The organism is Sphingopyxis sp. NJF-3, assembly GCF_053514865.1.
In genome coordinates this window covers 1,900,118-1,925,091 of record NZ_CM130726.1, presented here as the reverse complement: position 1 = coordinate 1,925,091, position 24,974 = coordinate 1,900,118, and the positions used below count along the sequence as shown (strand labels likewise).

20 protein-coding genes are annotated in these 24,974 nt (G+C 68.5%); 7 read left to right on the top strand and 13 right to left on the bottom strand.

The window, feature by feature from the left end; genetic code table 11:
- Window positions 1-39: 39 nt before the first annotated feature.
- The 3 genes from ACOTSS_RS09400 to gyrA form a co-directional block, all read right to left on the bottom strand.
- Window positions 40-894 carry a TauD/TfdA dioxygenase family protein gene (locus ACOTSS_RS09400; protein ID WP_448691219.1) on the bottom strand — a complete coding sequence of 285 codons (855 nt, stop codon included), beginning with the start codon at window positions 892-894 and terminating at the stop codon, window positions 40-42.
- A 74-nt stretch (window positions 895-968) separates the two neighbouring features.
- Window positions 969-1,277 carry a DUF952 domain-containing protein gene (locus ACOTSS_RS09395; protein WP_448691218.1) on the bottom strand — a complete coding sequence of 103 codons (309 nt, stop codon included), beginning with the start codon at window positions 1,275-1,277 and terminating at the stop codon, window positions 969-971.
- Window positions 1,274-3,940, bottom strand: coding sequence for a DNA gyrase subunit A (gene gyrA / locus ACOTSS_RS09390; RefSeq protein ID WP_448691319.1), 2,667 nt, complete (start codon window positions 3,938-3,940; stop codon window positions 1,274-1,276). Before gyrA ends, ACOTSS_RS09395 begins: the two co-directional genes overlap by 4 nt.
- A gap of 440 nt (window positions 3,941-4,380) precedes the next feature.
- Between gyrA and ACOTSS_RS09385 the strand changes: the two genes are divergently transcribed.
- Genes ACOTSS_RS09385 through ACOTSS_RS09375 form a run of 3 tightly spaced genes read left to right on the top strand, consistent with a single transcriptional unit; the run spans window position 4,381 to window position 8,004 of the window.
- Entirely contained in the window at window positions 4,381-5,595 is a 1,215-nt protein-coding gene (locus ACOTSS_RS09385; protein WP_448691217.1) for a hypothetical protein, read from the top strand.
- 58 nt (window positions 5,596-5,653) lie between these two features.
- Complete coding sequence (locus ACOTSS_RS09380; protein ID WP_448691216.1) at window positions 5,654-6,637, top strand: hypothetical protein; 984 nt, start codon at window positions 5,654-5,656, stop codon at window positions 6,635-6,637.
- Entirely contained in the window at window positions 6,634-8,004 is a 1,371-nt protein-coding gene (locus ACOTSS_RS09375) for a sensor histidine kinase (RefSeq protein ID WP_448691215.1), read from the top strand. Before ACOTSS_RS09380 ends, ACOTSS_RS09375 begins: the two co-directional genes overlap by 4 nt.
- A 217-nt stretch (window positions 8,005-8,221) precedes the next feature.
- Here the strand turns inward: ACOTSS_RS09375 and ACOTSS_RS09370 are convergent, their stop codons facing one another.
- Entirely contained in the window at window positions 8,222-9,508 is a 1,287-nt protein-coding gene (locus tag ACOTSS_RS09370) for a citrate synthase (RefSeq protein WP_448691214.1), read from the bottom strand.
- Window positions 9,509-9,545: 37 nt separating this feature from the next.
- Window positions 9,546-11,000: a glutamate--tRNA ligase gene (gene gltX, locus ACOTSS_RS09365; RefSeq protein ID WP_448691213.1), complete on the bottom strand. Its 1,455-nt coding sequence runs from the start codon at window positions 10,998-11,000 to the stop codon at window positions 9,546-9,548.
- A 69-nt stretch (window positions 11,001-11,069) separates the two neighbouring features.
- On the opposite strand from gltX, the gene ACOTSS_RS09360 reads away from it, so the two are divergent.
- A complete protein-coding gene (locus ACOTSS_RS09360) occupies window positions 11,070-13,229 on the top strand; it encodes a ComEC/Rec2 family competence protein (protein ID WP_448691212.1) in 2,160 nt (719 codons plus the stop codon).
- On the opposite strand, the gene lexA is transcribed toward ACOTSS_RS09360, so the two are convergent.
- The 8 genes from lexA to ACOTSS_RS09320 form a co-directional block, all read right to left on the bottom strand.
- Window positions 13,183-13,866, bottom strand: a complete 684-nt coding sequence (gene lexA / locus ACOTSS_RS09355) for a transcriptional repressor LexA (RefSeq protein WP_448691211.1) — start codon at window positions 13,864-13,866, stop codon at window positions 13,183-13,185. The two genes, ACOTSS_RS09360 and lexA, sit on opposite strands and share 47 nt — an antisense overlap.
- A 65-nt stretch (window positions 13,867-13,931) precedes the next feature.
- On the bottom strand, window positions 13,932-15,122 hold the full coding sequence (locus tag ACOTSS_RS09350; protein WP_448691210.1) for a molybdopterin molybdotransferase MoeA: 1,191 nt from the start codon (window positions 15,120-15,122) through the stop codon (window positions 13,932-13,934).
- Window positions 15,119-15,592 carry a cyclic pyranopterin monophosphate synthase MoaC gene (gene moaC, locus ACOTSS_RS09345; protein WP_448691209.1) on the bottom strand — a complete coding sequence of 158 codons (474 nt, stop codon included), beginning with the start codon at window positions 15,590-15,592 and terminating at the stop codon, window positions 15,119-15,121. The genes ACOTSS_RS09350 and moaC overlap by 4 nt, the downstream gene beginning before the upstream one ends.
- Before the next feature lie 234 nt (window positions 15,593-15,826).
- On the bottom strand, window positions 15,827-16,612 hold the full coding sequence (gene trpC / locus ACOTSS_RS09340) for an indole-3-glycerol phosphate synthase TrpC (protein WP_448691208.1): 786 nt from the start codon (window positions 16,610-16,612) through the stop codon (window positions 15,827-15,829).
- Window positions 16,609-17,607, bottom strand: coding sequence for an anthranilate phosphoribosyltransferase (trpD, locus tag ACOTSS_RS09335; protein ID WP_448691207.1), 999 nt, complete (start codon window positions 17,605-17,607; stop codon window positions 16,609-16,611). Before trpD ends, trpC begins: the two co-directional genes overlap by 4 nt.
- Complete coding sequence (locus ACOTSS_RS09330; RefSeq protein ID WP_448691206.1) at window positions 17,604-18,194, bottom strand: anthranilate synthase component II; 591 nt, start codon at window positions 18,192-18,194, stop codon at window positions 17,604-17,606. Before ACOTSS_RS09330 ends, trpD begins: the two co-directional genes overlap by 4 nt.
- A gap of 6 nt (window positions 18,195-18,200) precedes the next feature.
- A complete protein-coding gene (gene trpE, locus ACOTSS_RS09325; RefSeq protein ID WP_448691205.1) occupies window positions 18,201-19,721 on the bottom strand; it encodes an anthranilate synthase component I in 1,521 nt (506 codons plus the stop codon).
- A 5-nt stretch (window positions 19,722-19,726) separates the two neighbouring features.
- The gene (locus tag ACOTSS_RS09320) at window positions 19,727-21,670 is read right to left on the bottom strand and encodes a SurA N-terminal domain-containing protein (protein WP_448691204.1); all 1,944 of its coding nucleotides are present in this window, start codon (window positions 21,668-21,670) and stop codon (window positions 19,727-19,729) included.
- 168 nt (window positions 21,671-21,838) lie between these two features.
- Here ACOTSS_RS09320 and tpiA point away from each other — a divergent pair, with 168 nt between their 5' ends.
- The 3 genes from tpiA (at window position 21,839) to ACOTSS_RS09305 (ending at window position 24,950) form a co-directional block, all read left to right on the top strand.
- Window positions 21,839-22,582, top strand: a complete 744-nt coding sequence (gene tpiA / locus ACOTSS_RS09315) for a triose-phosphate isomerase (protein ID WP_095388261.1) — start codon at window positions 21,839-21,841, stop codon at window positions 22,580-22,582.
- Window positions 22,583-22,764: 182 nt separating this feature from the next.
- Window positions 22,765-23,205 (top strand): preprotein translocase subunit SecG, encoded by a 441-nt coding sequence (gene secG, locus ACOTSS_RS09310; RefSeq protein ID WP_448691203.1) that lies wholly within the window; start codon window positions 22,765-22,767, stop codon window positions 23,203-23,205.
- 113 nt (window positions 23,206-23,318) lie between these two features.
- Window positions 23,319-24,950 (top strand): CTP synthase, encoded by a 1,632-nt coding sequence (locus ACOTSS_RS09305; protein WP_448691202.1) that lies wholly within the window; start codon window positions 23,319-23,321, stop codon window positions 24,948-24,950.
- Window positions 24,951-24,974 lie beyond the last annotated feature (24 nt).

Sequence of the window (24,974 nt, the reverse complement as noted above, 5' to 3'; positions counted from 1 at the left end):
TCCTGCAGGAGCAACGCATGGCTTATGCGGAGGGTTTCGCTATCCGTCCCACGCCGCGATCGTCGTGCGGTGAAGCAGGCGGTCATAGCCGTCGTAGCCGCCGGTCGCGCGGTGGAGGACCGAGCGATTGTCCCACATGATCAGCATGCCCGCTTCCCACTCGTGGCTGTAGCGGAATGGCTCGCTGCCCTGCCATTGCAGCAGTTCGTAGAGCAGCGGCAGCGCCTCGGCGTCGTCCATGCCCTCGATGCCGATGATATAGCCGGCACAGCCGAACAGCCCCTCGCGGCCGGTTTCGGGATGCTTGCGGATGAACGGGTGCGTCTGCGTCGCCAGTGCTTCCTCGCCCGACCGGATGTCCATGCTGCGGCCCCCGATGCCTTTGGGATCCCTGGCACCATACATGCCCGAAGGGGCGTAGCCGCCGCGCGCGCTGTGGATCGCCATTTTCCCTTCGATCCGGGCGCGCAGACCATCGGGCATCGCGTCGAGCGCGGCATGCTGGTTCGCGAAGTCGGTGTTGCCCCCGACGGGTGGGATGGTGATGCCGAACAGGCAGGTTCCCGCGGGCGGTCGCGCCTGGAAACTCCAGTCGCTGTGCCAGTTTTCGGCGAACAGCGGCGCGGTCTCGTCGGCCTTGCGCTTCACCGCGATGATATGCTCGCGCCCGGCGATGGGCTTGATGAAGGGATCGTCCCCGAAGCCGCCGAAATAGCCGGTGAAGCGCTCGAGATCGTCGTCGCTCATCCTCTGATCGGGGAAGGCGAGGACATGGTGGTCGAGCCACGCCTCGCGAATATCGGCGATGGTTCCGCCGTCGAGCGGCTGCGTGAGGTCGACACCGGTGACGCGCGCGCCACAGGCCTGACCGCTGGGGGCGATGGCGATCGTCATGGCATGATGCTGCGCCGTTTGATGCGGGGGGTCAATCGGAAGCTATCATCACGCCCGCGCAGGGGCGACGCGCATCAGTTCCGCTTGCTGAGTCTCACGACCACGTGCATCGGCAATTCACCATAGAGATGCGGGAAGAGGGCGCCGTCGCGCGCTTCCTCCCATCGGACCATCTTTTCGAGCTGAGCCAGATCGACTTCGACGATCCGCAGGTCGCTCTGTCCGGCGAAATGCTTTTCGAGCGTGCCTTCGAGCTGTTCGGCGGTCGACAGATGGATATAGCCGTCGGCGACATCGACCGGCGCGCCGCGAAAGACGCGCTCGCGCTCGAAATCGGCCCATTGCTGGGCGGTCAATATCTTGAAGGCGGTGGCGGCGGTCATTCGCCGCCCGCAGATTCGGTTTCCGCCGCCACATTCTCGTCGACCGTTTCCTCTTCGCTCTCCTCGATCAGCGCTGCCGAGACGACATGCTCGCCCTCGGCGACGTCGAACAGGCGCACGCCGGCCGAGCCGCGCCCGATGACGCGCAGCGTGTCGAGCCCCATGCGGATCAGCTTCGCCTGGTCGGTGACGAGCATCAGCTGGTGTGCCTGCGTCGCCGGGAAACTCGCGACGACGGGTCCATTGCGGCCGATATTGTCGATATTGGTGATGCCCTGGCCGCCGCGGCCGGTGCGCCGATATTCATAGGCCGACGACAGCTTGCCATAGCCATTGGCGCAGACGGTGAGGATGAACTGTTCGCGGCCCGAAAGCTCGGCGAAGCGCTCGGCCGACATGTTCGGCGCGCCTTCCTTTTCGGCCTTCCACGGCGCGAAACGCAGATAATCCTCGCGCTCGTCCTGGTCGCGCATCCCGCCGCGATGAAGGATCGACAGCGAGATGACTTCATCATCGTCCTTGGCGAGCTTCATGCCGCGCACGCCGGTCGAATTGCGGCTCTGGAACGCACGCACCTCGTCGCCGGCGAAACGGATCGCCTTGCCTTGCCGCGTCGCGAGCAGGACGTCGTCATTGTCGCCGAGCAGCGCGACGCCGATCAGCCGGTCGTCCTCGTCCTCGCCCTCGAACTTCATCGCGATCTTGCCGTTCGACGGGACGTTGGTGAAGGCGTCCATGCTGTTGCGGCGCACGCTGCCCTTCGCGGTCGCGAACATGACGTGGAGCTTGCCCCATTCGTCCTCGTCCTCGGGGAGCGGCAGCACGGTCGAGATCGTCTCTCCCGGCGCCAGCGGCAACAGGTTGACCATCGGCCGCCCGCGTGTCGCGGGTCCGCCCTCGGGCAAGCGCCACACTTTCATGCGGTAGACCTTGCCGAGCGTCGAGAAGAAGAGCACCGGCGTGTGGGTCGAGGTGACGAACAGTTCGGTGACGACGTCCTCGTCCTTGGTCGCCATGCCGGCGCGGCCCTTGCCGCCGCGCCTCTGCGCCCGGAACGTGTCGAGCGGGGTGCGCTTGATATAGCCGTCCATGGTGACGGTGACGACCATCTCCTCGCGCTCGATCAGGTCCTCGTCGTCGATGCCGTCGGCGGCGGGAGCGACGAGCGTCTTGCGCGGCGTCGCGAATTCGTCGCGCACCGCGACCAGTTCCTCGCGCATCACGCCATAAAGTTTCACACGATCCGCGAGGATCGAAAGCAGTTCCTCAATCTCGGTCGCCAACTCACCGAGTTCTTTGCCGATTTCATCGCGGCCGAGCGCGGTCAGGCGATGGAGGCGAAGGTCGAGAATCGCCTTCACCTGGATTTCGGACAGGCGATAGGTGGCGCTATCCTCCATCTCGCCCTCGATCGCTTCGACGAGGCGGATATAGGGCGCGATTTCGCCGATCGGCCATTCGCGGGCGAGCAATGCCTCGCGCGCCGCACCGGGGTTGGGGGCGCCGCGGATGATCCGAACAACCTCGTCGAGATTGCTGACCGCGACGACGAGGCCGAGCAAGATGTGCGCGCGGTCGCGCGCCTTGGCGAGTTCGAATTTGCAGCGCCGGGTGATCACCTCTTCGCGGAAGGCGATGAAGGCGGTGAGGATATCCTGGAGCCCGAGCATCTCGGGGCGGCCGCCGCGGATCGCGAGCATGTTCGCGGGGAAGCTCGACTGCGCCGGCGTATGGCGCCAGAGCTGGTTGAGCACGACCTCGGCGGTCGCGTCGCGCTTCAGCTCGATGACAACGCGCACGCCCTCGCGGTTCGATTCGTCGCGGATGTCGGCGACGCCCTCGATGCGCTTGTCGCGCGCGGCCTCGGCGATCTTCTCGACGAGGCCAGACTTGCCGACCTGGAAGGGAATCGACGTCAAAACAATCGACTGTCGATCATTCCTGCCTTCCTCGATGATATGCGTCGAGCGCATCATGATCGAGCCGCGGCCGGTGGCGTAGGCGTTGCGCGCGCCACCCTGGCCGAGCATCATCGCGCCGGTCGGGAAGTCGGGGCCGGGGACGATCGCCATCAGCTCCTCGAGCGTGATCGGCGCGCCGCCTTCGAGCTGGCGGTCGATCATGGCGAGCGTCGCGTCGATCACTTCGCCAAGGTTGTGCGGCGGGATATTGGTCGCCATGCCGACCGCGATGCCGCCCGCGCCGTTGACGAGCAGGTTCGGGAAGCGCGCCGGGAGCACCGTCGGCTCGTCGCGGCTCGCGTCGTAATTGGGCTGGAAGTCGACCGTATCCTTGTCGAGGTCGTTGAGCAGCACCATCGCGGTCTTGGCGAGGCGCGCCTCGGTGTAGCGCATCGACGCCGGCGGATCGGGGTCCATCGAGCCGAAATTGCCCTGGCCGTCGATCAGCGGAACACGGAGCGACCAGTCCTGCGTCATGCGCGCGAGCGCATCGTAGATCGCGCTGTCGCCGTGCGGGTGATAGTTGCCCATCACGTCGCCGACGATCTTCGCCGATTTCTTGTACGGACGGCCCGGAACGAAGCCGCCTTCCTGCGCCGCGTAGAGGATGCGGCGGTGCACCGGCTTCAGCCCGTCGCGCACGTCGGGGAGCGCACGGCTGACGATCACGCTCATCGCGTAATCGAGATAGGACGTCTTCATTTCATCGACGATATTGATCGGCGAAACGCCGTCCTCGGACGGCTGCACAGGCGTATTTTCTTCGGTCAAGACCCGGCCTTTTTGGTTCTTTCGGGAGGTGGCACCGGATTAGCCGATGGCGGGGGAAAAGGCCAGCGATTCGGGGCGATTCAGGCAGATTTTTTAGCGGGAGATTTCCGGCCGGACGCCCGTCTTTTTCCAGCTTCGTCACCCTGAACTTGTTTCAGGGTCCATGGTCTGCCCTCGAAACCGGAGCCGCGTAGAAGGAGAGGCCTGGCCATGGATGCTGAAACAAGTTCAGCATGACGACGGGAGAGGTGATAGTGCGGCCCGAAGGCGGGTTTTTCGTGGCGTCATGACGGCCGACAAGCGGCTTGCCAATCGCGGATGCCGCCGTAAAGCTCTCGCGCGATGAGAGCTTTTCCGCCCGGTGCCGCCCCATGGCCCTGATCGCGCTGGTCGGCGCCAGCGAAACCTTGCCCGACGGAGGGCTGCGCGCGCTCGTTTCGGTCGCGGGCGAGACGCTGATCGAGCGGCAGGCGGTGCGGCTCGCCGACGTCGGCGTCACCCATGTCGCCGTTGCGGTGGGCTCGGTGCCTGCAGACCTGCTAGCGACCTGCGACCGCATCCGTCGCCGGGGGATGCGGGTGACGTCGGTACGCACGGCGTCCGACCTGATGGCGCTCGTCGAGGAGGACGACCGGATCCTCCTGGTCGCGGACGGTTTGCGCGCGGGTGGGACGCATTATGCCGCGATCGCGAAGCCGGGGACGCCCGCGATCCTCGTCACCGGCGACACGGTTCTGACGCAGGGATTCGAGCGGATCGACGCGACACGCCGCTGGGGTGGACTTGCCTGCATTTCCCCGCCGATGGTCGCCGAGCTCGCGGCGATGCCCGGCGAGTGGGACATGATGCTGACCTTGCTTCGGCTCGCGGTGCAGGCGGGTGCGCGGCGGCTCTATTGCGAGCCCGCACTGTTCGAGCAGGGCGAGATCGCGATCGTTGCCGATCGCAAGGTCGCCGCGCTGATAGAGCAATCAAGCCTGCAGCAGGTCGAATATGGCGGGATGGGGCTCGGGCGGTCGGCGATCATGATGCCGCTCGTCCGGCTCGCCGGGCCGCTGCTGGTCAAATCGCCCGCGACCGCGCGTTATCTTCCCTATGTCACCGGCCTGCTCTGGGTCATCGTCGCGCTGCTCGCGGCGAGCGGGCTCGCGGCGGCGGGGGCGCTCGTTGCGGTATTCGGCGGCCTCGGCCTTGCCGCGATGCGGTTCCTATCGGCCTTTCGCGCCGAAAGCGCGGGCCAGGACCGGTGGCGCGAGATCATCCGCACCTTTGCCTGGGTGCTGCTTGCCATCTTCCCCTGGTTGCTGTCGCTTGCGGGAGCCGAGCACAAGGCGCCGCCCTTCGCCGAGGCGGCGCTCGCGCCATGCCTTGCCGCGGCGATCCTGCTGGCGCGCTGGCTCTATGAGGATTCGGGGGAAAAGCGCCGTTTTCACTGGCTTCTCCCCGACGCCGACCAGGCGTGGGTCATGCTCGCACCCTCGCTGCTCTTCGGCTTCGCGGCGCCGATGTTCGCGATCCTGCCGTTGCTAGCGCTGCTCCAGATCCTGCTGTGGATACGCCTCGCGCGGCGCCCCGAAGCGCGATAAAACAACGTCCTTGAAGGTTTAGAGCGCGTTAACGCCATGCTGCTATTGGCGATCGTGCATGCGTGATTCCCTCGCCTCGCCCGGCACCGGACTGCCGTCGCTGCCTCTGTCGGCGCGCCTCAAGGAAATGGCGGATTATCTCGCCGCTCCGGGCGCGGCGCGGCTGACCGAGGAGCAGCGCGCGCTGGCGCTCGGCATCGCGCGGCGGTTGGTTGCCGACGTCGCGGCGCAGCTCGATGCGGCGATCGATCCGGCAGCGCTCTGGCTCGATTGGATCGAGGGCGGGCTACCGGGCGCCGAGCGGCTCGCGGCCCCCTGTTTCGCCCGCGGCGAGGAGCATCGCTGGCGCGAGCAGTCGGCGTTGCGCGCCGCGCCGCCGCTGATCCCTGCGCATGAAGAAACGGCCGGCGCGGATGAAGCGGGCGGCATTCCGGCTGCGGACGCGCCGATGACCGATATCGATCGCGGCTATCTGGCATTGCAGATCGCCGACCGGCGCCGCACCGACGCGCTGGGCAATCCTTGCATCGCGGTCGCGGATCTCGATCCCGACCTGCTTCGGGCGCTATTGCTCGATATCGCGGCCTGGCGGCTGGTCCAGCTTGGAAAAGCGGGGGCGGAAGCGGCGCGGCTCGGCGATGCCGTGCGCGCGGTACTGGCCGGGCAGGCGGGCGAGGGCGGGATCGACGCGGCGGCCACCAACTGGCACCACGTGCTCGAAGCCGAGGGCGCGCTTGCCGAAGCCGCGGCCTCGACGATCGCACGGCATGACTGGCCCGCGCTGATCGCGCTCGCCGCAGCCGCGCATCGCCGGCCCTATGGCGAGATGGCGCTGACGCTGCTGACCGCGGAAACCGCGGCGCTGCCGTCGCTGCTCGCACCGCTGCGCGTCGATCGGACGGCGCTCGCGCCGCTTGAGGCGTCGCTGACGCTGCTGCCTGGCCGCACGATTTCGGGCGGCGGGGCGGCGGACGAGGATTATGCGGCGCTGCTCGCCGCACGCGCCGAGCGCGTGGCGCCGCCACCGGAAGGCGAAGCATGAGCGCGCGTATCGTTCGTGGCCGGATCGACCGCGCGGGCACACTGGTCAGCGCCGATGCGCCGCTGCTGCGCCTTCAGCAGCGCGCGGGTGCGGGACTCGAAAAACCGCTGGCGCTGCCGCATCTTGCGCGCCTCGTCGCGCTTGCCCAGCGACTTCAGCGCGACATCAGCCGGCCGCTCCACGCCGCAGACGATCACAGCGACGTCCACGCGCTCGTCCGCATCATTCCCGATGCCGACGGCGCCAGCCTCGAAATCAGCGATTGGCGAACGCGCCCGATCGCCCAGCCGCAGGCCCCGGCGCATGGCGCGTCGCGGGCGGCAGCCGGCGGCTGGAGCTGGGAGTGCGACGCCCGCCTGCGCCTGATCGCGCTGCGCGCCGGCGTCGAAGCGCCGCCGGTCCCGGCGGGCTGGGAAGGGCGGTCGCTGTCCGAGTTGTTCGAGCTTCAGCCCGATGGTGACGGCCATTTCGCCGTGCTGCGGGCGCTGGCGCGCCAGGCGCCGTTCGAAGGGCAATCGGCGCGTGTCGATGCCGGCGGCGGTCGCGATGCGACGATGCTCTCCGGCGATCCGCTGTTCGATGCGGCGGGGGGCTTCACCGGGTTTCGCGGCGTGGCCATGCCTGCCGATTCGCCGCGGGACGATGGCTCGGGGCGGTCGCTGGCCGACCCCGCCTTCGGATCGTTGCCGCTGTCCGATCCACAGTTCGGCCGCCGGATCGACGGCGCGCTGCGCGGACCGCTGAGCCGGATCATCGCGACCGCGGAGACGATTTCGGGCCAGTTCGACGGCCCGATCCGCGCCGATTATGCGCGCTACGCCGGCGATATCGCGCATGCCGGACGCCATCTGCTCGGACTCGTCGACGATCTTGCCGATCTTCAGAATATCGAGCGCCCCGGCTTCAAGGCCGCGCGCGACGAGATCGACCTTGGCGACCTCGCGCGCCGCGCGGTCGGGCTGCTCGGGATGAAGGCCGAGGAAAAGGGCATTCGCATCGATGCGCCGCGCACCGACGATCAGGCGCCCGCCTATGGCGAATTTCGCCGCGTGCTGCAGGTGCTGCTCAACCTGCTCGGCAATGCGATCCGTTATTCGCCCGAAAATTCGCTGATCTGGATCCGCGTCGACCGCGAGGACGACCGGGCGACGGTGACCGTCGCCGACCAGGGGCAGGGGATTTCGGCCGATCAGCAGGCGGTGATGTTCGAAAAATTCGAACGTCTCGGCCGCACCGACAGCGGCGGCTCGGGCCTCGGCCTCTACATTGCCCGCCGGCTCGCGCGTGCGATGGACGGCGACCTGACGGTGGATAGCGCGCCGGGGCAGGGCGCGCGATTCACGCTGAGTTTGCCGGCGCGGGGTTAGGGCTGGAACATGAGCTTTGGGGTGGTGAGCGGGCGTTGCATGACGCGTCGCCCCCGCGAAGGCGGGGGCCGCTGGAGGCCTATTCCTGCGCCGCTGCGTAAAACGACGGCGGCCCCCGCCTTCGCGGGGGCGACGGCTGTTATCGGTTGCTAGTCGCCAAGAAAAAAGGGGCCGCGCCCGGCGCAGCCCCCTTTTTCAACAACCCAATGGGTTTCGCTCAGCGCTTCTCCACCGGCACATAGGTGCGCTGCGTCGGGCCCGTGTAAAGCTGGCGCGGGCGGCCGATCTTCTGCGCGGGGTCGGAGATCATCTCGTTCCACTGCGCGACCCAGCCGACGGTGCGGGCGAGCGCGAAGAGGACGGTGAACATCGTCGTCGGGAAGCCGATCGCCGACAGGATCACGCCCGAATAGAAGTCGACGTTCGGGAACAGCTTCTTCTCGATGAAATAATCGTCGTTGAGCGCCATGTCCTCGAGCTGCAGCGCGACGTCGAACATCGGGTCGTTGACCTTGAGCGCGGCGAACACTTCGCGCACCGTTTTCTGCATCACCGTCGCGCGCGGGTCGTAATTCTTGTAGACGCGGTGGCCGAAGCCCATCAGGCGGAACGGATCGTCCTTGTCCTTCGCCCGCGCGATATATTCGGGGATGCGCTCGGGCCGGCCGATCTCGCGCAGCATGTTGAGCGCGGCCTCGTTGGCGCCGCCGTGCGCGGGGCCCCACAGGCAGGCGATGCCCGCCGCGATGCACGCGAAGGGATTGGCGCCCGACGAGCCCGCGAGGCGGACGGTCGAAGTCGACGCATTTTGCTCGTGATCGGCGTGGAGGATGAAGATGCGGTCGAGCGCGCGGACGACCGCCGGATCGACCTCATATTCCTCGGCGGGAACGCCGAAGGTCATGCGCAGGAAATTATGCGTATAGCCAAGGTCGTTGCGCGGATAGACGAAGGGCTGGCCGACCGAATATTTATACGCCATCGCCGCGATCGTCGGCATCTTCGCGATCAGCCGGTGGCTGGCGATCATGCGCTGGTGCGGGTCGTGGATCTCGGTCGAGTCATGATAGAAGGCACTGAGCGCGCCGACGACGCCGCAGAGGATCGCCATCGGGTGCGCGTCGCGGCGGAAACCGCGATAGAAGGTCGCGAGCTGCTCGTGAACCATCGTGTGGCGGGTGATGGTGTTGTCGAACGTCGTCAGCTCGTCGGCGCTCGGCAGCTCGCCGTTGAGCAGCAGATAGGCGACTTCCATGAAGCTCGAATGTTCGGCGAGTTCGCCGATCGGATAGCCGCGATGGAGCAGCACGCCCTCGTCGCCGTCGATATAGGTCAGTTTCGACTCGCAACTCGCGGTCGAGGTGAAGCCGGGATCATAGGTGAAGGCGCCGGTCTGGCTATAGAATTTGCGGATGTCGACGACGTCGGGCCCTACGGTTCCCGACAGCACGGGGCTTTCTACGTCCTTGCCCTCCAGGGTGATGGTGGCGGTCTTGTCGGTCATGTATCTTCCCCTGATCTATAGGGCCAAATCGTTGCGGCTACGCCCCTGCCGGATAATTGTGCGCTGCGTCAAGTCGCGCCAGGCTGGCGTCGCGGCCGAGCAGCAGCAGCACGTCGAAAATCCCCGGCGACACCGCGCGACCCGTCAAGGCGGCGCGCAGCGGCTGGGCAAGCTTGCCAAGCCCGAGCTCCGCGGCCTCGGCGGTTTCGCGCACCGCGGCCTCGACGCTCTCGCCGGTCCAGTCGTTCAATCCTCGCAGCCGCGCCGTGATATCGGCGAGCAGTCCCGCGGGCGCATCCCTTAGCAGCTGACCCGCCTTTTCGTCCATCCGCAGATCGTCGGGCAGGAACAGGAAGACGGCGCCCTCGGCGATCTCGTCCAAGGTCTTTGCGCGCGGTTTCAGCGCGCCCATCGCCCGCGTCAGCAGCGCGCGGTCGGCCTCGCCGAGCGGCCGCTTGGCCAGCGTTTCGACGCGCGGAGCGACGAGATCCGCGAGCCGCGCATCGTCGGCCTCGCGGATATAATGGCCGTTCAGATTCTCGAGCTTCTTGAAGTCGAAGCGCGAGGGCGAGCGGCCGACATGCGCGAGGTCGAACCATTCGACCGCCTGCGCGCGGCTGATGATCTCGTCGTCGCCATGGCCCCAGCCCAGGCGGAGGAGGTAATTGTTCACCGCCTCGGGCAGATAGCCCATCTCGTCGCGATAGGCGTCGACGCCGAGCGCGCCATGACGCTTCGAAAGTTTGGCGCCGTCGGCACCGTGGATCAGCGGGACATGGGCATAGACGGGCTCGCGCCAGTCCATCGACCGGATCAGCGCGAGCTGGCGGAAGGCGTTGTTGAGATGGTCGTCGCCGCGGATGACGTGCGTCACCCCCATGTCGTTGTCGTCGACGACGACGCTCAGCATATAGGTCGGCGTGCCGTCGGAGCGGAGCAGGACGAAATCGTCGAGCTCGGCATTCTGCACCGTCACTTCGCCCTGGACGCGGTCGCGGATCGTCACCGTGCCCTCCTGCGGCGCGCGCAGCCGGACGACGTGCGGTACCGCGGGGTCGCCGTCGTCGCGGTCGCGCCACGGGCTGCGGACACGGAACGGCTGGCGCTTTTCCTGCGCCTCGGCGCGCATCGCGGCGAGTTCGTCCTGGGTCAGATAGCAGCGATAGGCCTCGCCCTTCGCGAGCAGGTCCTGCGCGACCTCGGCATGGCGCCCGGCGCGCGCGAACTGATAGACGGTGTCGCCGTCCCAATCGAGGTCGAGCCACTTCATGCCGTCGAGGATCGCGTCGATCGCCGCGTCGGTCGAGCGCGCACGGTCGGTATCCTCGATCCGCAGCAGGAACTTGCCGCCGTGATGGCGTGCGAACAGCCAGTTGAACAGCGCGGTGCGCGCGCCGCCGATGTGCAGGAAGCCGGTCGGGGAGGGGGCGAAGCGGGTCACCACGGCGGCGCCGGTCGCTTCGGTCGTATCGGTCTGGTTTTCGGTTGCCACCACGAAGTCTTTCACTCACTTTGCCGGTCCCGGCGGGGGCCGGGAACGGGGATCGGGGGTGCCCCTAGCATGGCGACATGGCCGCTTCAAACGCCCATTGGTGCGCGCGGCGCGCGATCGCTGCGCCGGCTGGCCGGTGCGGTCGAGGCGCGGCTCGAGGCCGAGCGCGAGCGGATCGCGCTCTGGCTGCCCGTCGCGCTCGGCGCAGGCATCGCGGGATGGTTCGCCTTGCCGGCGCGCGTGCACTGGATCGGCCTGTTGTTGCTGCTCGCGGGCGGCATGCTGACCGGCCTGCTCGCCGGGTGGCAGCGCCGGGCTGGGCGCATCCTCGTAGTCGGCTGCGGCGTGGCGGCATTGGGCGTGCTGCTCGTCTGGGGCCGCGCGCTGTGGGTCGCCGAGCCCGTGCTCGCCTATCCCGTGACGACGCAATTCTCCGCGCTCGCCGAGAGTGTCGAGCCGCTGCCCGCGCGCGGGCAGACCCGGCTGATTCTGCGCCCGCGCGGCCGCGTCGACCTGCCGCCGCGCGTCCGGGTGACGCTGCGCGGCGCGCAGGGGGCGGGGATCGCGCCGGGCGAATATGTGGGCATCCGTGCGCGGCTGATGCCGCCGCCGGTCGCGAGCCTGCCGGGCGGCTATGATTTCGCCCAGCGCGCCTGGTTCGACCGGATCGGCGCGGTGGGAACCGCGCTCGGCGAGGTGACGCGCGCGCCGGATGCGGGCCGCGCCGGACAACCGCTGCGCGCGCGGCTCAGCGCGCATATCCACGATCGGGTTGCGGGGTCGCCGGGCGGCATCGCGGCGGCGCTGGTCACCGGCGATCGCGGCGCGATCAGCGACGCCGATGCAGAAGCGATGCGCCGCAGCGGCCTCGCGCATCTGCTGTCGATCAGCGGGCTGCACGTCACCGCGGTGGTCGGCTTCGCGATGTTTTTCGCGATGCGGCTGTTCGGGCTGAGCCGCCGGCTGGCGCTCGCGGGTTTCGTGCTGCCGCTCGCGGCGGCGGCGGGGGCGCTCTCGGGGGCCGGCTATACCTGGCTCGCAGGCGCCGAGGTGCCGACACTGCGCTCGTTGATCGCGGCGCTGCTCGTCCTCGCCGCCTTTCTGCTCGGGCGCGAGGCGATTACCCTGCGTCTTGTCGCGGCAGGGGCGCTCATCGTCCTCGTGTGGCGGCCCGAATCGCTCGCGGGGCCGAGCTTTCAATTGAGCTTCGCGGCGGTCACCGCGATCATCGCGCTTCATGAAAGTCGTTGGATGCGCGCCTTTCTCGCGCGCCGCGACGAGGGCCTGCCGCTGCGATGGGCGCGAGGGCTCGCGGGCCTTCTGATCACCGGGTTCGTCGTCGAAGTGGCGCTGGCGCCGATCGCATTGTTCCATTTCCACAAGGCGGGGCTCTACGGCGCGCTCGCCAATGTCGTCGCGATCCCGCTCACGACCTTCATCGTCATGCCCGCCGAGGCGCTGGCGCTGCTGTTCGACGCCGTCGGGCTCGGCGCGCCCTTCTGGTGGGTCGCCGAACAGGCGCTGCGTGGGCTGATCTGGCTCGCGCACCGCGTTGCCGACGCGCCAGGCGCGGTCGCGGCGCTGCCCGTCTTTCCGCGCTGGGGCTTCGCGCTCGCTATTCTCGGCGGGCTATGGATGCTGCTCTGGGCGACGCGCTGGCGATGGGCGGGGGCGGTCCCGCTGCTTGTCGGAGTCGCCGTGCTCGTCGCGCAGCCGCGGCCCGATCTGCTGGTCACCGGCGACGGGCGCCATATCGCCGCGGCGATCCCCGGCGGCGGCTATGCGCTGCTGCGCGACCGCGCGGGCGATTATATCCGCGACACGATGGCCGAAGCGGCGGGAACCGATGCGCCGCTGGCGGCGCTCTCTGATCTCGACCATGTTGAGTGCAACCCCGATTTCTGCCGCTGGCGGCAGGGGCGGGAGAGCGCATCCTACGTCATTCTCGCCGCGCGCGGGCGCGACCGGATCGAAGGCCGCGACATGGCGGCGGCCTGCGCAGTGGCGGACGTCGTGATCAGCGACCGCTGGCTGCCGCGCGAATGCGCCGCGCGCTGGTTGACGGTCGATCGCGACAGCCTCGCGGAAAGCGGCGGGCTGGCACTCTATCTGGACGAGAGGCCCGAAGCCGTCGCCGCGCTACGCGCCGGCGACGAACATCCGTGGCGTCGCCCGCCTCAGGTCAGTGGTAACGACGAAGCAGTCCCGAAAGCCGCCCTTGCACCATGACGCGCGCCGCGTCGTACCGCTGCGGTTCATAGGCGCTGTTCGCGGGATCGAGGCGGATCATGCGGCCTTCGCGGCGGAAATATTTGAGCGTCGCATCCTGCCCGTCGACCAGCGCGACGACGATGTCGCCCTCGCGCGCGGTGTCGGCTTTCTGGATCAGCGCATAGTCGCCGTCGAGGATGCCCGCCTCGATCATCGAGTCGCCCGACACTTCGAGCGCATAATGCTCGCCCGAGCCGAGCAGCGCCGCGGGAACCGAGAGCTGGTTGTGATCCTCGAACGCCTCGATCGGCACGCCCGCGGCGATGCGGCCGTGGAGCGGAACCTCGATGATGTCGTTCGCGGCGATCGGGCGCAGCGCCGGGGCGGGCTTGCGCAGCGGCACCACGACATCGCGATCGTCGCGCACCTTCGCCTTGGCCGCCTCGGGGAGTTTCAGCACCTCCAGCGCGCGGGCACGGTTGGGAAGGCGGCGGAGAAATCCCCTTTCTTCCAAGGCGCTTATCAGGCGGTGTATCCCCGACTTCGATTTGAGGCCGAGCGCTTCCTTCATCTCCTCGAACGACGGCGAAATGCCGCTCGCGTCGAGCCTTTGCTGGATGAAGTGGAGCAGTTCGTGCTGCTTCGCGGTCAACATCACTCGTTCTCCATGCTGCCATTTCCGGACATAAGGGGAACGATAGTGGAACATAGAGGAACTTGTCAAGCGATGGCGATATAATCCGCCGATGCACCCGCCGCGCGCCCCGGTGCGCGGGCCTCGCGGACCAGCAGGGCGTTGGCTGCGACGAGTGGAACGGTCTGGCCGCTGTCCTGCGTCGCGAAGGGCGTCAGGCCGCCCGCATCGAGGTGTGCGCGCAGATAGTCGCGGCGGTCGCCGCCGGCGGCCAGCGGCGCGGCGAGCGGCGCCTGTCGGAGGACGGGCAAGGGATCGCGCGCCCCCGCGAGGTGGCGGACGAGCGGGAGCAGGAACAGCGTCGCCGTGACGAAGGCCGAGGCGGGGTTGCCGGGAAGGCCGAGGAAGGCCGCAGTCCCGATCGTCCCGGCGATCAGCGGCTTGCCGGGGCGCATCGCGACCTTCCAGAAATCGACCGTGCCCCCCGCGTCGGCGAGCGCGTCCTGAACATGGTCGTGGTCGCCGACCGAGGCGCCGCCGATGGTGACGATGACGTCGTGACGTCGCGCCAACTCCCTGAGAATATCGGCAATAACCGCGCGGTCGTCGCGGGCGTGGAGCGGCAGGCCGACCGCGGCGGCCTCGCCGCCGAGCATCGCGGCGAGCATCGCGCCGTTGCTGTCGGGGATCTGCCCGATGCCGAGCGGATGGCCCGGCGCGACGAGTTCGTCGCCAGTGCTGAGGATCGCGACGCGCGGGCGGCGATGCACCGGCGCCGCCGGGGCGCCGGCCATGATCGCCGCGGCGATCGCGCCGGGGGTGAGGCGCGTGCCGGTGGGCAGCAGACGCGCCCCCGCGGCAAAATCGCCGGCGCGGGCGCGGACATGCTTGCCGAGCGATGCAGGGCCGTCGCCGGTGAGCGTCAGCGCCGTGCCTTCGGCGGCGACATCTTCCTGCACCACCACCGTGTCGGCGCCGTCGGGGAGCAGCGCGCCGGTGAAGATGCGCATTGCCTCGCCCGCACCGAGCGCGCGCGGCGGCGCGGCGCCCGCAGCGACCTCGCCCGCGATCGACCAGGGGCCGGGGAGGTCGACGAAACGAACGGCATAGCCGTCCATCGCCGACAGCGCCGCCACGGGCTGGTCGCGAGCGGCTATGACATCTTGCGAAAGATATCTGCCAAACGATTCGGAAAAGGCGATATTTTCGGGCGGAAGCGGTGCGCCGAGCGCGAGGATTCGCGCCTGCGCCTCCTCGACCGTCAGCAGCGCGCTCATGCCGCGCGCCAGTCGCCCGAGCGACCACCGCTCTTTTCGAGCAGGCGGATGCCTTCCAGCGCCATCGCGCGGTCGAGCGCCTTCGCCATGTCGTAGAGGGTGAGCAGCGCGACCGAGGCGGCGGTCAGCGCCTCCATCTCGACCCCCGTCGGGCCTGTGGTCGCGGCGGTGGCGCGGACCGAAATGCCGTCCGCTTCCCACGCGAAGTCGACCGTCACCTTCGTCAGCGCGAGCGGATGGCAGAGCGGGATGAGGTCGGCGGTGCGCTTTGCCGCCATGATCCCGGCGATCCGCGCGGTCGACAGGACATCGCCCTTGGGCGCGTTGCCGCTGCGGATCGCGTCGAGCGCGTCTGCGGACATGGCGATGCGCCCGCCCGCGACCGCGCGCCGCTCGGTGGCGGGCTTGGCGCCGACGTCGACCATGTGCGCGGCGCCGGTTTCGTCGAGGTGAGTCGGTTTGTTTGGCATCGCGGGCAGCGAAGCAATGCGGGGCGGAAAAGGCAAGGGGCGGGAGCGGCGATCGGCCGGTTGCGGCCGGAACAAGACATTGAATTCCTCGTCACCCTGAACTTGTTTCAGGGTCCATGGCCGACCCTCGAATTTGGCGCGGCGCCGAAGGAGAGACCTGGCCATGGATGCTGAAACAAGTTCAGCATGACGAGCTTGGATGGCAGTTCCCCACCCTAAAGCCGACGCTCCGCTTTACCCCTCCAGCAACGCTTTCGTTGCCGCCGTGACGTCATTTTGGCGCATCAGGCTTTCGCCGACGAGGAAGGCGCGGACGCCGCTGGACGCCAGCCGTCGGCAGTCGGCGTGGGTGGCGATGCCGCTTTCGCCGACGAGGAGGGTGCCGGGGGGCACCCGTTGCGCGAGGCGTTCGGTGACCGCGAGGTCGGTTTCGAAGGTACGGAGGTCGCGGTTGTTGACGCCGATCAGGCGCGACTGGAGGTGAGTGAGCGCGCGGTCGAGTTCGGCCTCGTCGTGGACCTCGACGAGGACGTCCATGCCGCGCTCGAACGCCGCGGCCTCGATCTCGCGCATCACGCCGTCGTCCAGCGCCGCGACGATGATCAGGATCGCGTCGGCGCCGATCGACCGCGCTTCGGCGACCTGCCACGGATCGATCATGAAATCCTTGCGCAGCACCGGCAGATTGCACGCGGTGCGCGCGGCGATCAGATATTCCTCATGACCCTGGAAATAGGGCGCGTCGGTGAGGATCGAAAGGCAGGCCGCACCGCCGGCGGCATAGGCACGCGCGTGTTCGGCGGGGTTGAAATCTTCGCGAATCAACCCCTTGGACGGCGATGCTTTCTTGATTTCGGCGATCAGCCCGAAGCCTCCCGCGGCGATTTTCGCTTCGAGCGCGGCGGCGAAGCCGCGCACCGGGCCGCCGTCGACGGCATCGAGCGCGGCGATCGAGCGCGACTTGCGCCGTTCGGCGACTTCGGCCGCCTTGGTGGCGAGGATTTCAGTGAGCTTGTTCATTTATAGGCGATCCAGCAGTCGAGCAGCGCGTTGGCGAGCCCCTTGTCGATCGCTTCGGCGGCTTCCTCGACCCCGTCGGTCAGCGTGTCGGCCGCGCCCGCAACGACGAGCGCCTCGGCGGCATTGTAGAGCACGGCGTCGCGATAGGCGCCATGCTCGCCCATCAGCAGCGCGCGGAGCGCCTTCGCGTTATAGGCCGCATCGCCGCCGCGGATGGCGGAAATCGGATGCGTCGGCAGACCCGCGTCGGCGGCCGCGCTGCGCTGCATCCGCACGCCCTCGGGCGTGACCACCGCGACCTCGTTGCCGCCCGCGAGCGACAGTTCGTCGAGCCCCTCGTCGCCCGAGATCACGCGCGAATGATCGGTGCCGAGCTGGTGGATCGCCTCGGCATAAACGGGGACATAGGCGGGGCGCGCGATGCCGATGAGCTGGCGCCGGACGCGCGCCGGATTGGCGAGCGGCCCCATCAGGTTGAAGATGGTGCGGCGGCCGAGCGCCTTGCGGATCGGCATGATGCGCTTCATCGCCGGATGATGATGCGCGGCGAAGAGGAAGCAGATGCCGAGGTCGGCAAGCTGCGCCGCCGCCTTCTCGCTCGCGCGCGCCATGTCGAGGCCGAGTGCCTCGAGCGTGTCGGCAGCGCCCGATTTTGAGGAAGCGGCGCGATTTCCATGCTTTGCAACCGGAACCTCGCACGCTGCGACGACGATCGACACCGCGGTCGAGACGTTCAATGTGTGGTGCCCGTCGCCGCCGGTGCCGCAGACGTCGATCGCGCCTTCGGGGGCGTCGATCGGGATCATCCGCTCGCGCATCGCCTGCGCCGCGGCCGCGATCTCGACCATCGTTTCGCCGCGGTCGGAAAGCGCCGAGAGGAAGGCGGCGACATCCTCGTCGCGGCCGCCGCCGTCGAGCATTGTCGCGAAGGCGTGCGCCGCCTCGTCATGATCGAGGAGCGCGGTGGGGTCGGGGAAGGGCCCGAAGCGGCTCATGCCGCCTGCCGCTCGGCGACCGGAAGCCCCGCGATCCGCAGGAAATTGGCGAGCATCGCGTGGCCGTGCTCGGTGGCGATGCTTTCGGGGTGGAACTGGACGCCGTGGATCGGCAGTTCGACATGGCGGAAGCCCATGACCGCGCCGTCGTCGCTGGTCGCGTTGATCGCGAGGACCGGCGGAATTTCGACGACCTCGAGGCTGTGGTAGCGCGTGGCGGTGAGCGGCGAGGGCAGGTTCGCGAACAGCCCGCTGCCGTCGTGGCAGACGGGCGAGGTCTTGCCGTGCATCAAATGGCCGCGCTGCACGATGCCGCCGAAATGCTGCCCGATCGCCTGATGGCCGAGGCAGACACCGAGCAGCGGCTTTTTCGCGTCGGCGCAGGCGGCGACGAGATCGAGGCTGATCCCGGCCTCGTTGGGCGTGCAGGGGCCGGGCGAAATGAGGATCGCATCGGCGTCGCTCGCCAGTGCTTCGGCCGCGGTGAGCGCGTCGTTGCGCTCGACCCGCACTTCGGCCCCCAGCTCGACCAGATAATGGACGAGGTTGAAGGTGAAGCTGTCGTAATTGTCGATGACGAGGATCATGGCGCCCTACTGCCCGTATCCCGGGGTTCCCGCAAGCCGCACGGCTTCGCGCGCCGCGGCGAAGAGGGCGCCGGCCTTGGCCTCGCATTCGCGCTGTTCATAGGCGGGATCGCTGTCGGCGACGATGCCCGCGCCGGCCTGGACGTGCATTTCGCCGTCCTTGACGATCGCGGTGCGCAGCACGATGCAGCTGTCCATATTGCCGTCGGGGGCGAAATAGCCGACGCCGCCGGCGTAAGGCCCGCGCGCGTCGGTTTCCAATTCGGCGATGATCTGGCAGGCGCGCACCTTGGGCGCGCCGCTGACCGTGCCCGCGGGAAAGCCCGCGAACAGCGCGTCGATCGCGTCTTTGTCCGGCGCGAGGCGGCCGATGACGTTCGACACGATGTGCATGACGTGGCTGTAATATTCGACCGTATAGCTGTCGGTGACGGTGACGCTGCCCCCGGTCGCGGCGCGGCCGACGTCGTTGCGGCCGAGGTCGAGCAGCATCAGATGCTCGGCGCGCTCCTTGGGATCGGCGAGCAGGCTTTCGCGGTTCTCGACATCCTCGGCGCTGGTGCGCCCGCGCGGGCGGGTGCCGGCGATCGGGCGGATGGTGATCTCGCCATCCCGGACCCGAACGAGGATTTCGGGCGACGAGCCGATCAGCGCAAAGCCGGGCAGGTCGAGGAAATAGAGGAAGGGCGAGGGGTTGATGCGGCGGAGCGCGCGATAGAGGTCGAAGGGTGGCAGGTCGAACGGGGTGGAGAAACGCTGCGAGAGCACGACCTGAAAGATGTCGCCCGCGGCGATATAATCCTTCGCGGTGCGCACCATGTCGGCGAAGCGTTCGGGGCTCGTCGCGGCGTTGCGGACGATGGCGTCGGGCTGCGCGTCGGTCGCGGCGCGATCGGTGTGGGTGCTTTGGGTTGCGAGGCGCGCGGCGATGCTGTCGAGCCGATCCTGCGCGGCGTCGATCATGCGGTCGATCGGCGCGCTGGCGTCGGGCCAGATCGGCGCGATCAGGAACAGCTCGTCGGCGAGGCGATCGAAGACGAGGATCGTCGTCGGGCGCACGAAGATCATGTCGGGCAGGCCGAGCCCGGCGCCCGGCGCGCGCGGGACACGCTCGACGAGGCCGATGGTTTCGTAGGCGAAGAAACCGACGAGCGTTGCGAGCGCCTTGGGCAGCCCCTCGGGCAGGTCGAAGCGGCATTCGGCGACGAGGTCGCGGAGCGCTTGCAGCGCGGGGGCCGCGACGGGCAGGAACGCGGCCTTGTCGTGGCGCCAGTCGCGATTGATCCGCGCGGCGTCGCCCGTCACCTCGAACATCAGGTCGGGGTCGAGGCCAAGCAGGCTGTAGCGCCCGCGCGTTTCGCCGCTTTCGACCGATTCGAGCACCCAGTCGCCGCGTCCGGGCTCGATCAGCTTGAGCGCGGCGGACACCGGCGTCTCGACGTCGGCGATCAGCCGCTGCCAGACGACCGCGCCGCGTCCCTGCGCCAGCGCTTCGAGCGCGGCCGCCCTGCCTTCGAGCGTCGTCATCGGCCCTACTGAGCCGGCGCCGTGCCGGTCAGCTCCTTGCGCAGCTGTTCGAGCAGGTCCTTGTTGATCTTCACTCCGGCGCGGCGCTTCGCCTCGGCGACGAGTTCGCCGACCAGTTCGTTGCCGAACGCCGGGCCGAGCGGCTGCGCGATCGCGGCGACGCGCCTGGGGTCGATATCCTTGGGGTTCGGGCGGTCGACCTCGCCGAGCGCGATCACCATCCAGCCACGATTGCCGGGAATTTCGAGCGTTTTCACGCTGCCCTGCGCCATCGAGAAGAGGAGCGCGAGTTCGGGCGGGACCGGCTGGCCGTTCTGGCCCAGCTCGGCGCGGCTGCCGCCGATCGTCTGGACCGAGCCGATGTTGGGGCCGGCCTCGCGCACCGCGACCGCGAGGGCCTTGCCGCCTTCGACCGCCTTGACGATCGCGCGCGCCTTGTCGCGGGCGACCTTCTGTCCCTCGGCGAGGCGCCAGTCGGTCAAGAGATCGCCCCGAATCTCGGCAAAGGGCGGCGGCGCAGCCGCGACGATCGTTTTCACCGCGAAGACGGCGAACTTCTCATTCTCGACGAGCGTCGCGAGCTGGCCCTCGCCCTCGGCGCTGCCCTGGAAGGCCTGCGCGACCATCGGCGCCATTTCGGGGGGCAGCGCGAAGGCGGGCTGGGCCGGGGCGCGGCCGCTGGGGAGCAGCGCAGGGGTCTCGACGAGCTTGAGCTTGCGGTCGCTCGCGACCTCCTCGATCGCGGCGCCGCCGTTCACCGCGTCCTGAATGGCGTTGTAATAGTCGACGATCGCTTCGTTGCCCTTGTTCTTTGCGAGTTCCTCGCGGATCTCGCTGCTCGCCTCGGCGAGGGTGCGCGCCGGCTTGACGGTGACATTCTCGACGCGCGCGACGGCCCAGCCGAGCTCGGTCTGCGTCGGGCCGAGCAGGTCGCCCTGTTTCGCGGCGAAGGCGGTCTTGGCCACCGCCGCACTGGTGGTCGCGGCATAGGCAGCCTGGGTCAGGTCGCCGGTCGTCGCGGCCGAAAGCCCCGCGGCCTGCGCCGCGGCGGCGAGCGAGGTGCCGCCGCGCACCTTGGTCGCGATGGCGGCCGCGGTCGCCTGGTCGGGCGCGATCACCTGCGCGAAGCGGCGCGTCTCGCTGGCGGCGTAGCGCGGCGCGTTTGCCTTGTAGGCCTCGGCGATTTCGGCGTCGGTGACCGCGGGGACGGGGACGGCGCTGCGGTCGAACAGCGCATATTGGATCACCCGGCGCTCGGGAACGGTGTAGCGCGCCACATGCTGCGACAGATATTTGCGCAGCGCCGCGTCGCCCGGATCGGTCGTCGGCGCAAAGGGGCTCGCGGGGACGAAGGTCGCGGAGCCGCGCCGCTTTTCGAGGAGCAGCGCCGCGTAGGGCTGCGCCATCGCTGCCGACACGCGCGGCATCCGGCCGATCGGCTCGGCGATCTGTTCGAGAAACAGCTGCTGGCGGATATCGCCGCGCAGCTGGGCTTCGCTGATGCCATTCTGGCGCAGGAACGCCTGATAGGCCGCCTGGTCGAAGCTGCCCGACACGCCGGCGAAGATCGGCAGGTCGGCGATGCGGCCGTCGACGAGGCGCTTGTTGAGGCCGAAGCCCATGTCGTTCGCGAGCTGTTCGAACGCCGCGCCCTCGATGAGCTGGTCGAGCACCTGGTCGAGCCCGCCCGATTCGACGAAGGCCGCCATGGTCAGCCCCGGCTGCTGCTGGCGCGCCTGGTTATAGGCGAGCCGCACGCGGTCGCGCAGTTCGCCGCTGCCGATCTCGGTGCTGCCCACCTTGGCGACATTGGCGCCGCCGAGCCCGCCGAAGGCCGAATTGCCGGTGACGTCGCTCAGCGCGAAGGCGATGCCGACGAGGACGACGAAGGCAAGCGCGAGAAACTTGCCGATCGCGGAGGAAAAGAGGCGGCGGATCGCGGTGATCATCGAACGGGCAATCTTTCGAATGGGCGCAAGGAAGGCGCGGTTCGGCGCTGCTTTAGGCGGGTGGCGAACAGGCTTCAAGGCGGGAAAGGCTTTTCCACCCGGCTTGCCTATGGCTGGTCCGCAAGGCTAGGGCGCTCGCAATCGAAACCAACAGCACGGAGTGGAGCGATGGCGCGGCGCAAATATGTGGTCGGCAACTGGAAGATGAACGGTCTGCGCGCGGCGCTCGGCGAGGCTGAGGCGATCTTTGCCGCGGCGCGCGGCCACGCCGCGGTCGACGTCGCGCTCTGCCCGCCCTTCACGCTGATCGGCGCGATGGCGGCGACCGGCGGCAGCGTTGGCGGGCAGGACTGCCACGCGCAGGCATCGGGCGCCTTCACCGGATCGGTCTCCGCGCCGATGCTCGCCGATGCCGGCGCGCGCCTGGTCATCGTCGGACACAGCGAGCGGCGCGAGGGGTTCGGTGAGACCAACGCCGACGTGAAGGCGAAGGCCGAGGCGGCGCTCGCCGCGGGGCTGGCGGTGATCCTGTGTGTCGGCGAATCCCGCGCGGTCCGCGAATCGGGCGGCGCGATCGACCATGTGCTGAAGCAGGTGCGCGAATCGCTGCCCGACGATTTCGAGCGCGCGGCGCTCGCCATCGCCTATGAACCGATCTGGGCGATCGGCACCGGGCTGGTCCCGACGACCGAGGATGTGGCGGCGATGCACGGATCGATCCGTGCCGCGCTCTCCGAACGGATCGGCGCCGGCGCGGCCGAGGTTCGCATCCTTTATGGCGGCTCGGTCACCGGCGACAACGCCGCCGAACTGCTCGGCGCGGGCGACGTCGACGGCGCGCTCGTCGGCGGCGCGAGCCTGACCGCAGCGAAATTCGTGCCGATCGTCGAGGCAGCGGGGATGCTGGGGTAGTTTGCCTGCTTGTCGGCTTGCGACCGAGAGGCGACGTTCTCCATCTCCTAACTTCGGGAAATGACCGCTCCCCAACCCAATGCCGATGACGCGCTTCTTCCTTGAAGCCGCGCGGCTTCGTCTCTATGTGCGCCTGCGACTATGGCCTCATGCGGGGCCGTTCACGTTTTCGGGAAATTTCGATGTCCAGCCTCTTTACCTTCCTGCTCGTCGTCCAGGCCGTCATCGCGGCCGCGATGATCGGCGTCATCCTGATGCAGAAGTCGGAAGGTGGCGGGCTCGGCGTCGGCGGCAGTCCGGCGGGCCTGTTGTCGGCGCGCGGCGCGGCGGATTTCCTGACCCGCGCGACGACGATCCTCGCCTGCCTGTTCGTCGGCCTGTCGATCGTCCTTGCCGCGATGGCGTCGGTCGGGCGCAGCGGCTCGACCATCGACACCTCGCTGTCGAAGACCGCGCAGCAGTCGAGCGGCACGCCCTCTTCGTCGCTGACCGGCCAGGCGCCCACGGCGCCGAACGCGGCGCAGACCGCCGCTCCGGCGAGCGACGACCCGCTGGCGGCCGCGGCCGCGGCGGCGAACCAGCCCGCTCAGGCGCCCGCCCAAAACGCTCCTGCCAAGAAATAAGCCGCTCTGCCCATGAGGGCGGCGCGTGCGCGTTCGCGCGGCGGAATTTTTTCCGCCGCATGTGATTCGACGGCTTGCGCCGTCACCCCTCCTTTGAGTAAGTCTTTCCTCCCATGGCGCGGTTCATTTTCATCACCGGCGGCGTGGTCTCCTCCCTTGGCAAAGGTCTGATGGCGGCAAGCCTCGCGGCCCTGTTGCAGGCGCGGGGATTTCGCGTGCGCATTCGCAAGTTCGATCCCTATCTGAACGTCGATCCGGGCACCATGTCGCCCTATCAGCACGGCGAGGTCTATGTGACCGACGACGGGGCGGAAACCGACCTCGACCTCGGCCATTACGAGCGCTTCACCGGCGTCGCGGCGCGGCAGAGCGACAATGTCACCTCGGGCCGCATCTATCAGCAGATCATCACCAAGGAGCGCCGCGGCGATTATCTGGGCGCGACGGTGCAGGTGGTTCCGCACGTCACCGACGCGATCAAAGCCTTCGCGCGCGCCGAGACCGACGACCTCGACTTCGTGCTGTGCGAGATCGGCGGCACCGTCGGCGATATCGAATCGCTTCCCTTCATCGAGGCGATCCGCCAGCTGAGGAACGAGGAAGGGCGCGAGAACACGCTGTCCGTCCACGTCACGCTGGTCCCCTATATCGCGGCGGCGGGCGAGCTGAAGACCAAGCCGACCCAGCACAGCGTGCGCGAACTCGCGTCGCTGGGCGTCCAGCCCGACATATTGCTCTGCCGCTGCGAAAAGCCGTTGCCCGACGGCGAACGCGCGAAGATCGCGCAATTCTGCAACGTGCGGAAGGAAGCGGTGATCCCGGCGCTCGACGCCGATTCCATCTATTCGGTGCCGGTCCAATATCATGGCGAGGGGCTTGATTCCGAAGTCCTGCGCGCCTTCGGCATCCACGACGCGCCCGATCCCGACCTGACGGCCTGGTACGACATCATGGACCGCAAGCAGCACCCCGAGGGTGAGGTGACGATCGGCGTCGTCGGCAAATATGTCTCGCTGCCCGACGCCTACAAGTCGCTCAACGAGGCGCTGGTCCACGGCGGCCTCGCGCATCGGGTCAAGGTCAATATCCGCTGGCTCGACGCCGAAATGTTCGAGCGCGACGAGGATCTGGCGGCCAATCTCGAGCCGATGCACGGCATCCTCGTCCCCGGCGGCTTCGGCGAGCGCGGGTCCGAAGGCAAGATCGCGAGCGTCCGCTTCGCGCGCGAGCGCGGCGTGCCCTTTCTCGGCATCTGCCTTGGCATGCAGATGGCGTGCATCGAGGGCGCGCGCAACACGAGCGGCATCGCCGACGCGTCGAGCACCGAATTCGGGCCGACCAGCGAGCCGGTGGTCGGCCTGATCACCGAATGGATGAGCGCCGAGGGGCTGCAGCAGCGCGGCGCCGAGACCGACATGGGCGGCACGATGCGGCTTGGCGCCTATGAGGCGAAGCTGTCGCCGAACAGCCATGTCGCGAGCATTTACGGTGCGAACGACATCAGCGAACGCCATCGCCACCGCTACGAGGTCAACGGCGCCTATCGCGACGCCCTCGAAAAGGGCGGTCTGGTCTTTTCAGGCCTGTCGCCCGATGGCATGCTGCCCGAAATCGTCGAGCGGCCCGACCATCCGTGGTTCATCGGGGTGCAGTTCCACCCCGAGCTCAAGTCGAAGCCGTTCGACCCGCATCCGCTGTTCGCGGGCTTCATCGAGGCGGCGGTCAAGCAGAGCCGGCTGGTCTGACGCGGCACAGGGAAGGACAGGGGC

Coding starts and splice junctions, on each gene's coding strand:
- ACOTSS_RS09370 (WP_448691214.1), bottom strand. CDS start 9,508: ATGACCGACAAGACCGCCACCATCACCCTGGAGGGCAAGGACGTAGAA.
- ACOTSS_RS09395 (WP_448691218.1), bottom strand. CDS start 1,277: ATGACCGCCGCCACCGCCTTCAAGATATTGACCGCCCAGCAATGGGCC.
- ACOTSS_RS09330 (WP_448691206.1), bottom strand. CDS start 18,194: ATGATCCTCGTCATCGACAATTACGACAGCTTCACCTTCAACCTCGTC.
- ACOTSS_RS09380 (WP_448691216.1), top strand. CDS start 5,654: ATGCGTGATTCCCTCGCCTCGCCCGGCACCGGACTGCCGTCGCTGCCT.
- trpD (WP_448691207.1), bottom strand. CDS start 17,607: ATGAGCCGCTTCGGGCCCTTCCCCGACCCCACCGCGCTCCTCGATCAT.
- ACOTSS_RS09385 (WP_448691217.1), top strand. CDS start 4,381: ATGGCCCTGATCGCGCTGGTCGGCGCCAGCGAAACCTTGCCCGACGGA.
- ACOTSS_RS09375 (WP_448691215.1), top strand. CDS start 6,634: ATGAGCGCGCGTATCGTTCGTGGCCGGATCGACCGCGCGGGCACACTG.
- ACOTSS_RS09320 (WP_448691204.1), bottom strand. CDS start 21,670: ATGATCACCGCGATCCGCCGCCTCTTTTCCTCCGCGATCGGCAAGTTT.
- ACOTSS_RS09350 (WP_448691210.1), bottom strand. CDS start 15,122: ATGAGCGCGCTGCTGACGGTCGAGGAGGCGCAGGCGCGAATCCTCGCG.
- ACOTSS_RS09305 (WP_448691202.1), top strand. CDS start 23,319: ATGGCGCGGTTCATTTTCATCACCGGCGGCGTGGTCTCCTCCCTTGGC.
- trpC (WP_448691208.1), bottom strand. CDS start 16,612: ATGAACAAGCTCACTGAAATCCTCGCCACCAAGGCGGCCGAAGTCGCC.
- lexA (WP_448691211.1), bottom strand. CDS start 13,866: ATGTTGACCGCGAAGCAGCACGAACTGCTCCACTTCATCCAGCAAAGG.
- ACOTSS_RS09360 (WP_448691212.1), top strand. CDS start 11,070: ATGGCGACATGGCCGCTTCAAACGCCCATTGGTGCGCGCGGCGCGCGA.
- moaC (WP_448691209.1), bottom strand. CDS start 15,592: ATGCCAAACAAACCGACTCACCTCGACGAAACCGGCGCCGCGCACATG.
- trpE (WP_448691205.1), bottom strand. CDS start 19,721: ATGACGACGCTCGAAGGCAGGGCGGCCGCGCTCGAAGCGCTGGCGCAG.
- secG (WP_448691203.1), top strand. CDS start 22,765: ATGTCCAGCCTCTTTACCTTCCTGCTCGTCGTCCAGGCCGTCATCGCG.
- gyrA (WP_448691319.1), bottom strand. CDS start 3,940: ATGAAGACGTCCTATCTCGATTACGCGATGAGCGTGATCGTCAGCCGT.
- tpiA (WP_095388261.1), top strand. CDS start 21,839: ATGGCGCGGCGCAAATATGTGGTCGGCAACTGGAAGATGAACGGTCTG.
- ACOTSS_RS09400 (WP_448691219.1), bottom strand. CDS start 894: ATGACGATCGCCATCGCCCCCAGCGGTCAGGCCTGTGGCGCGCGCGTC.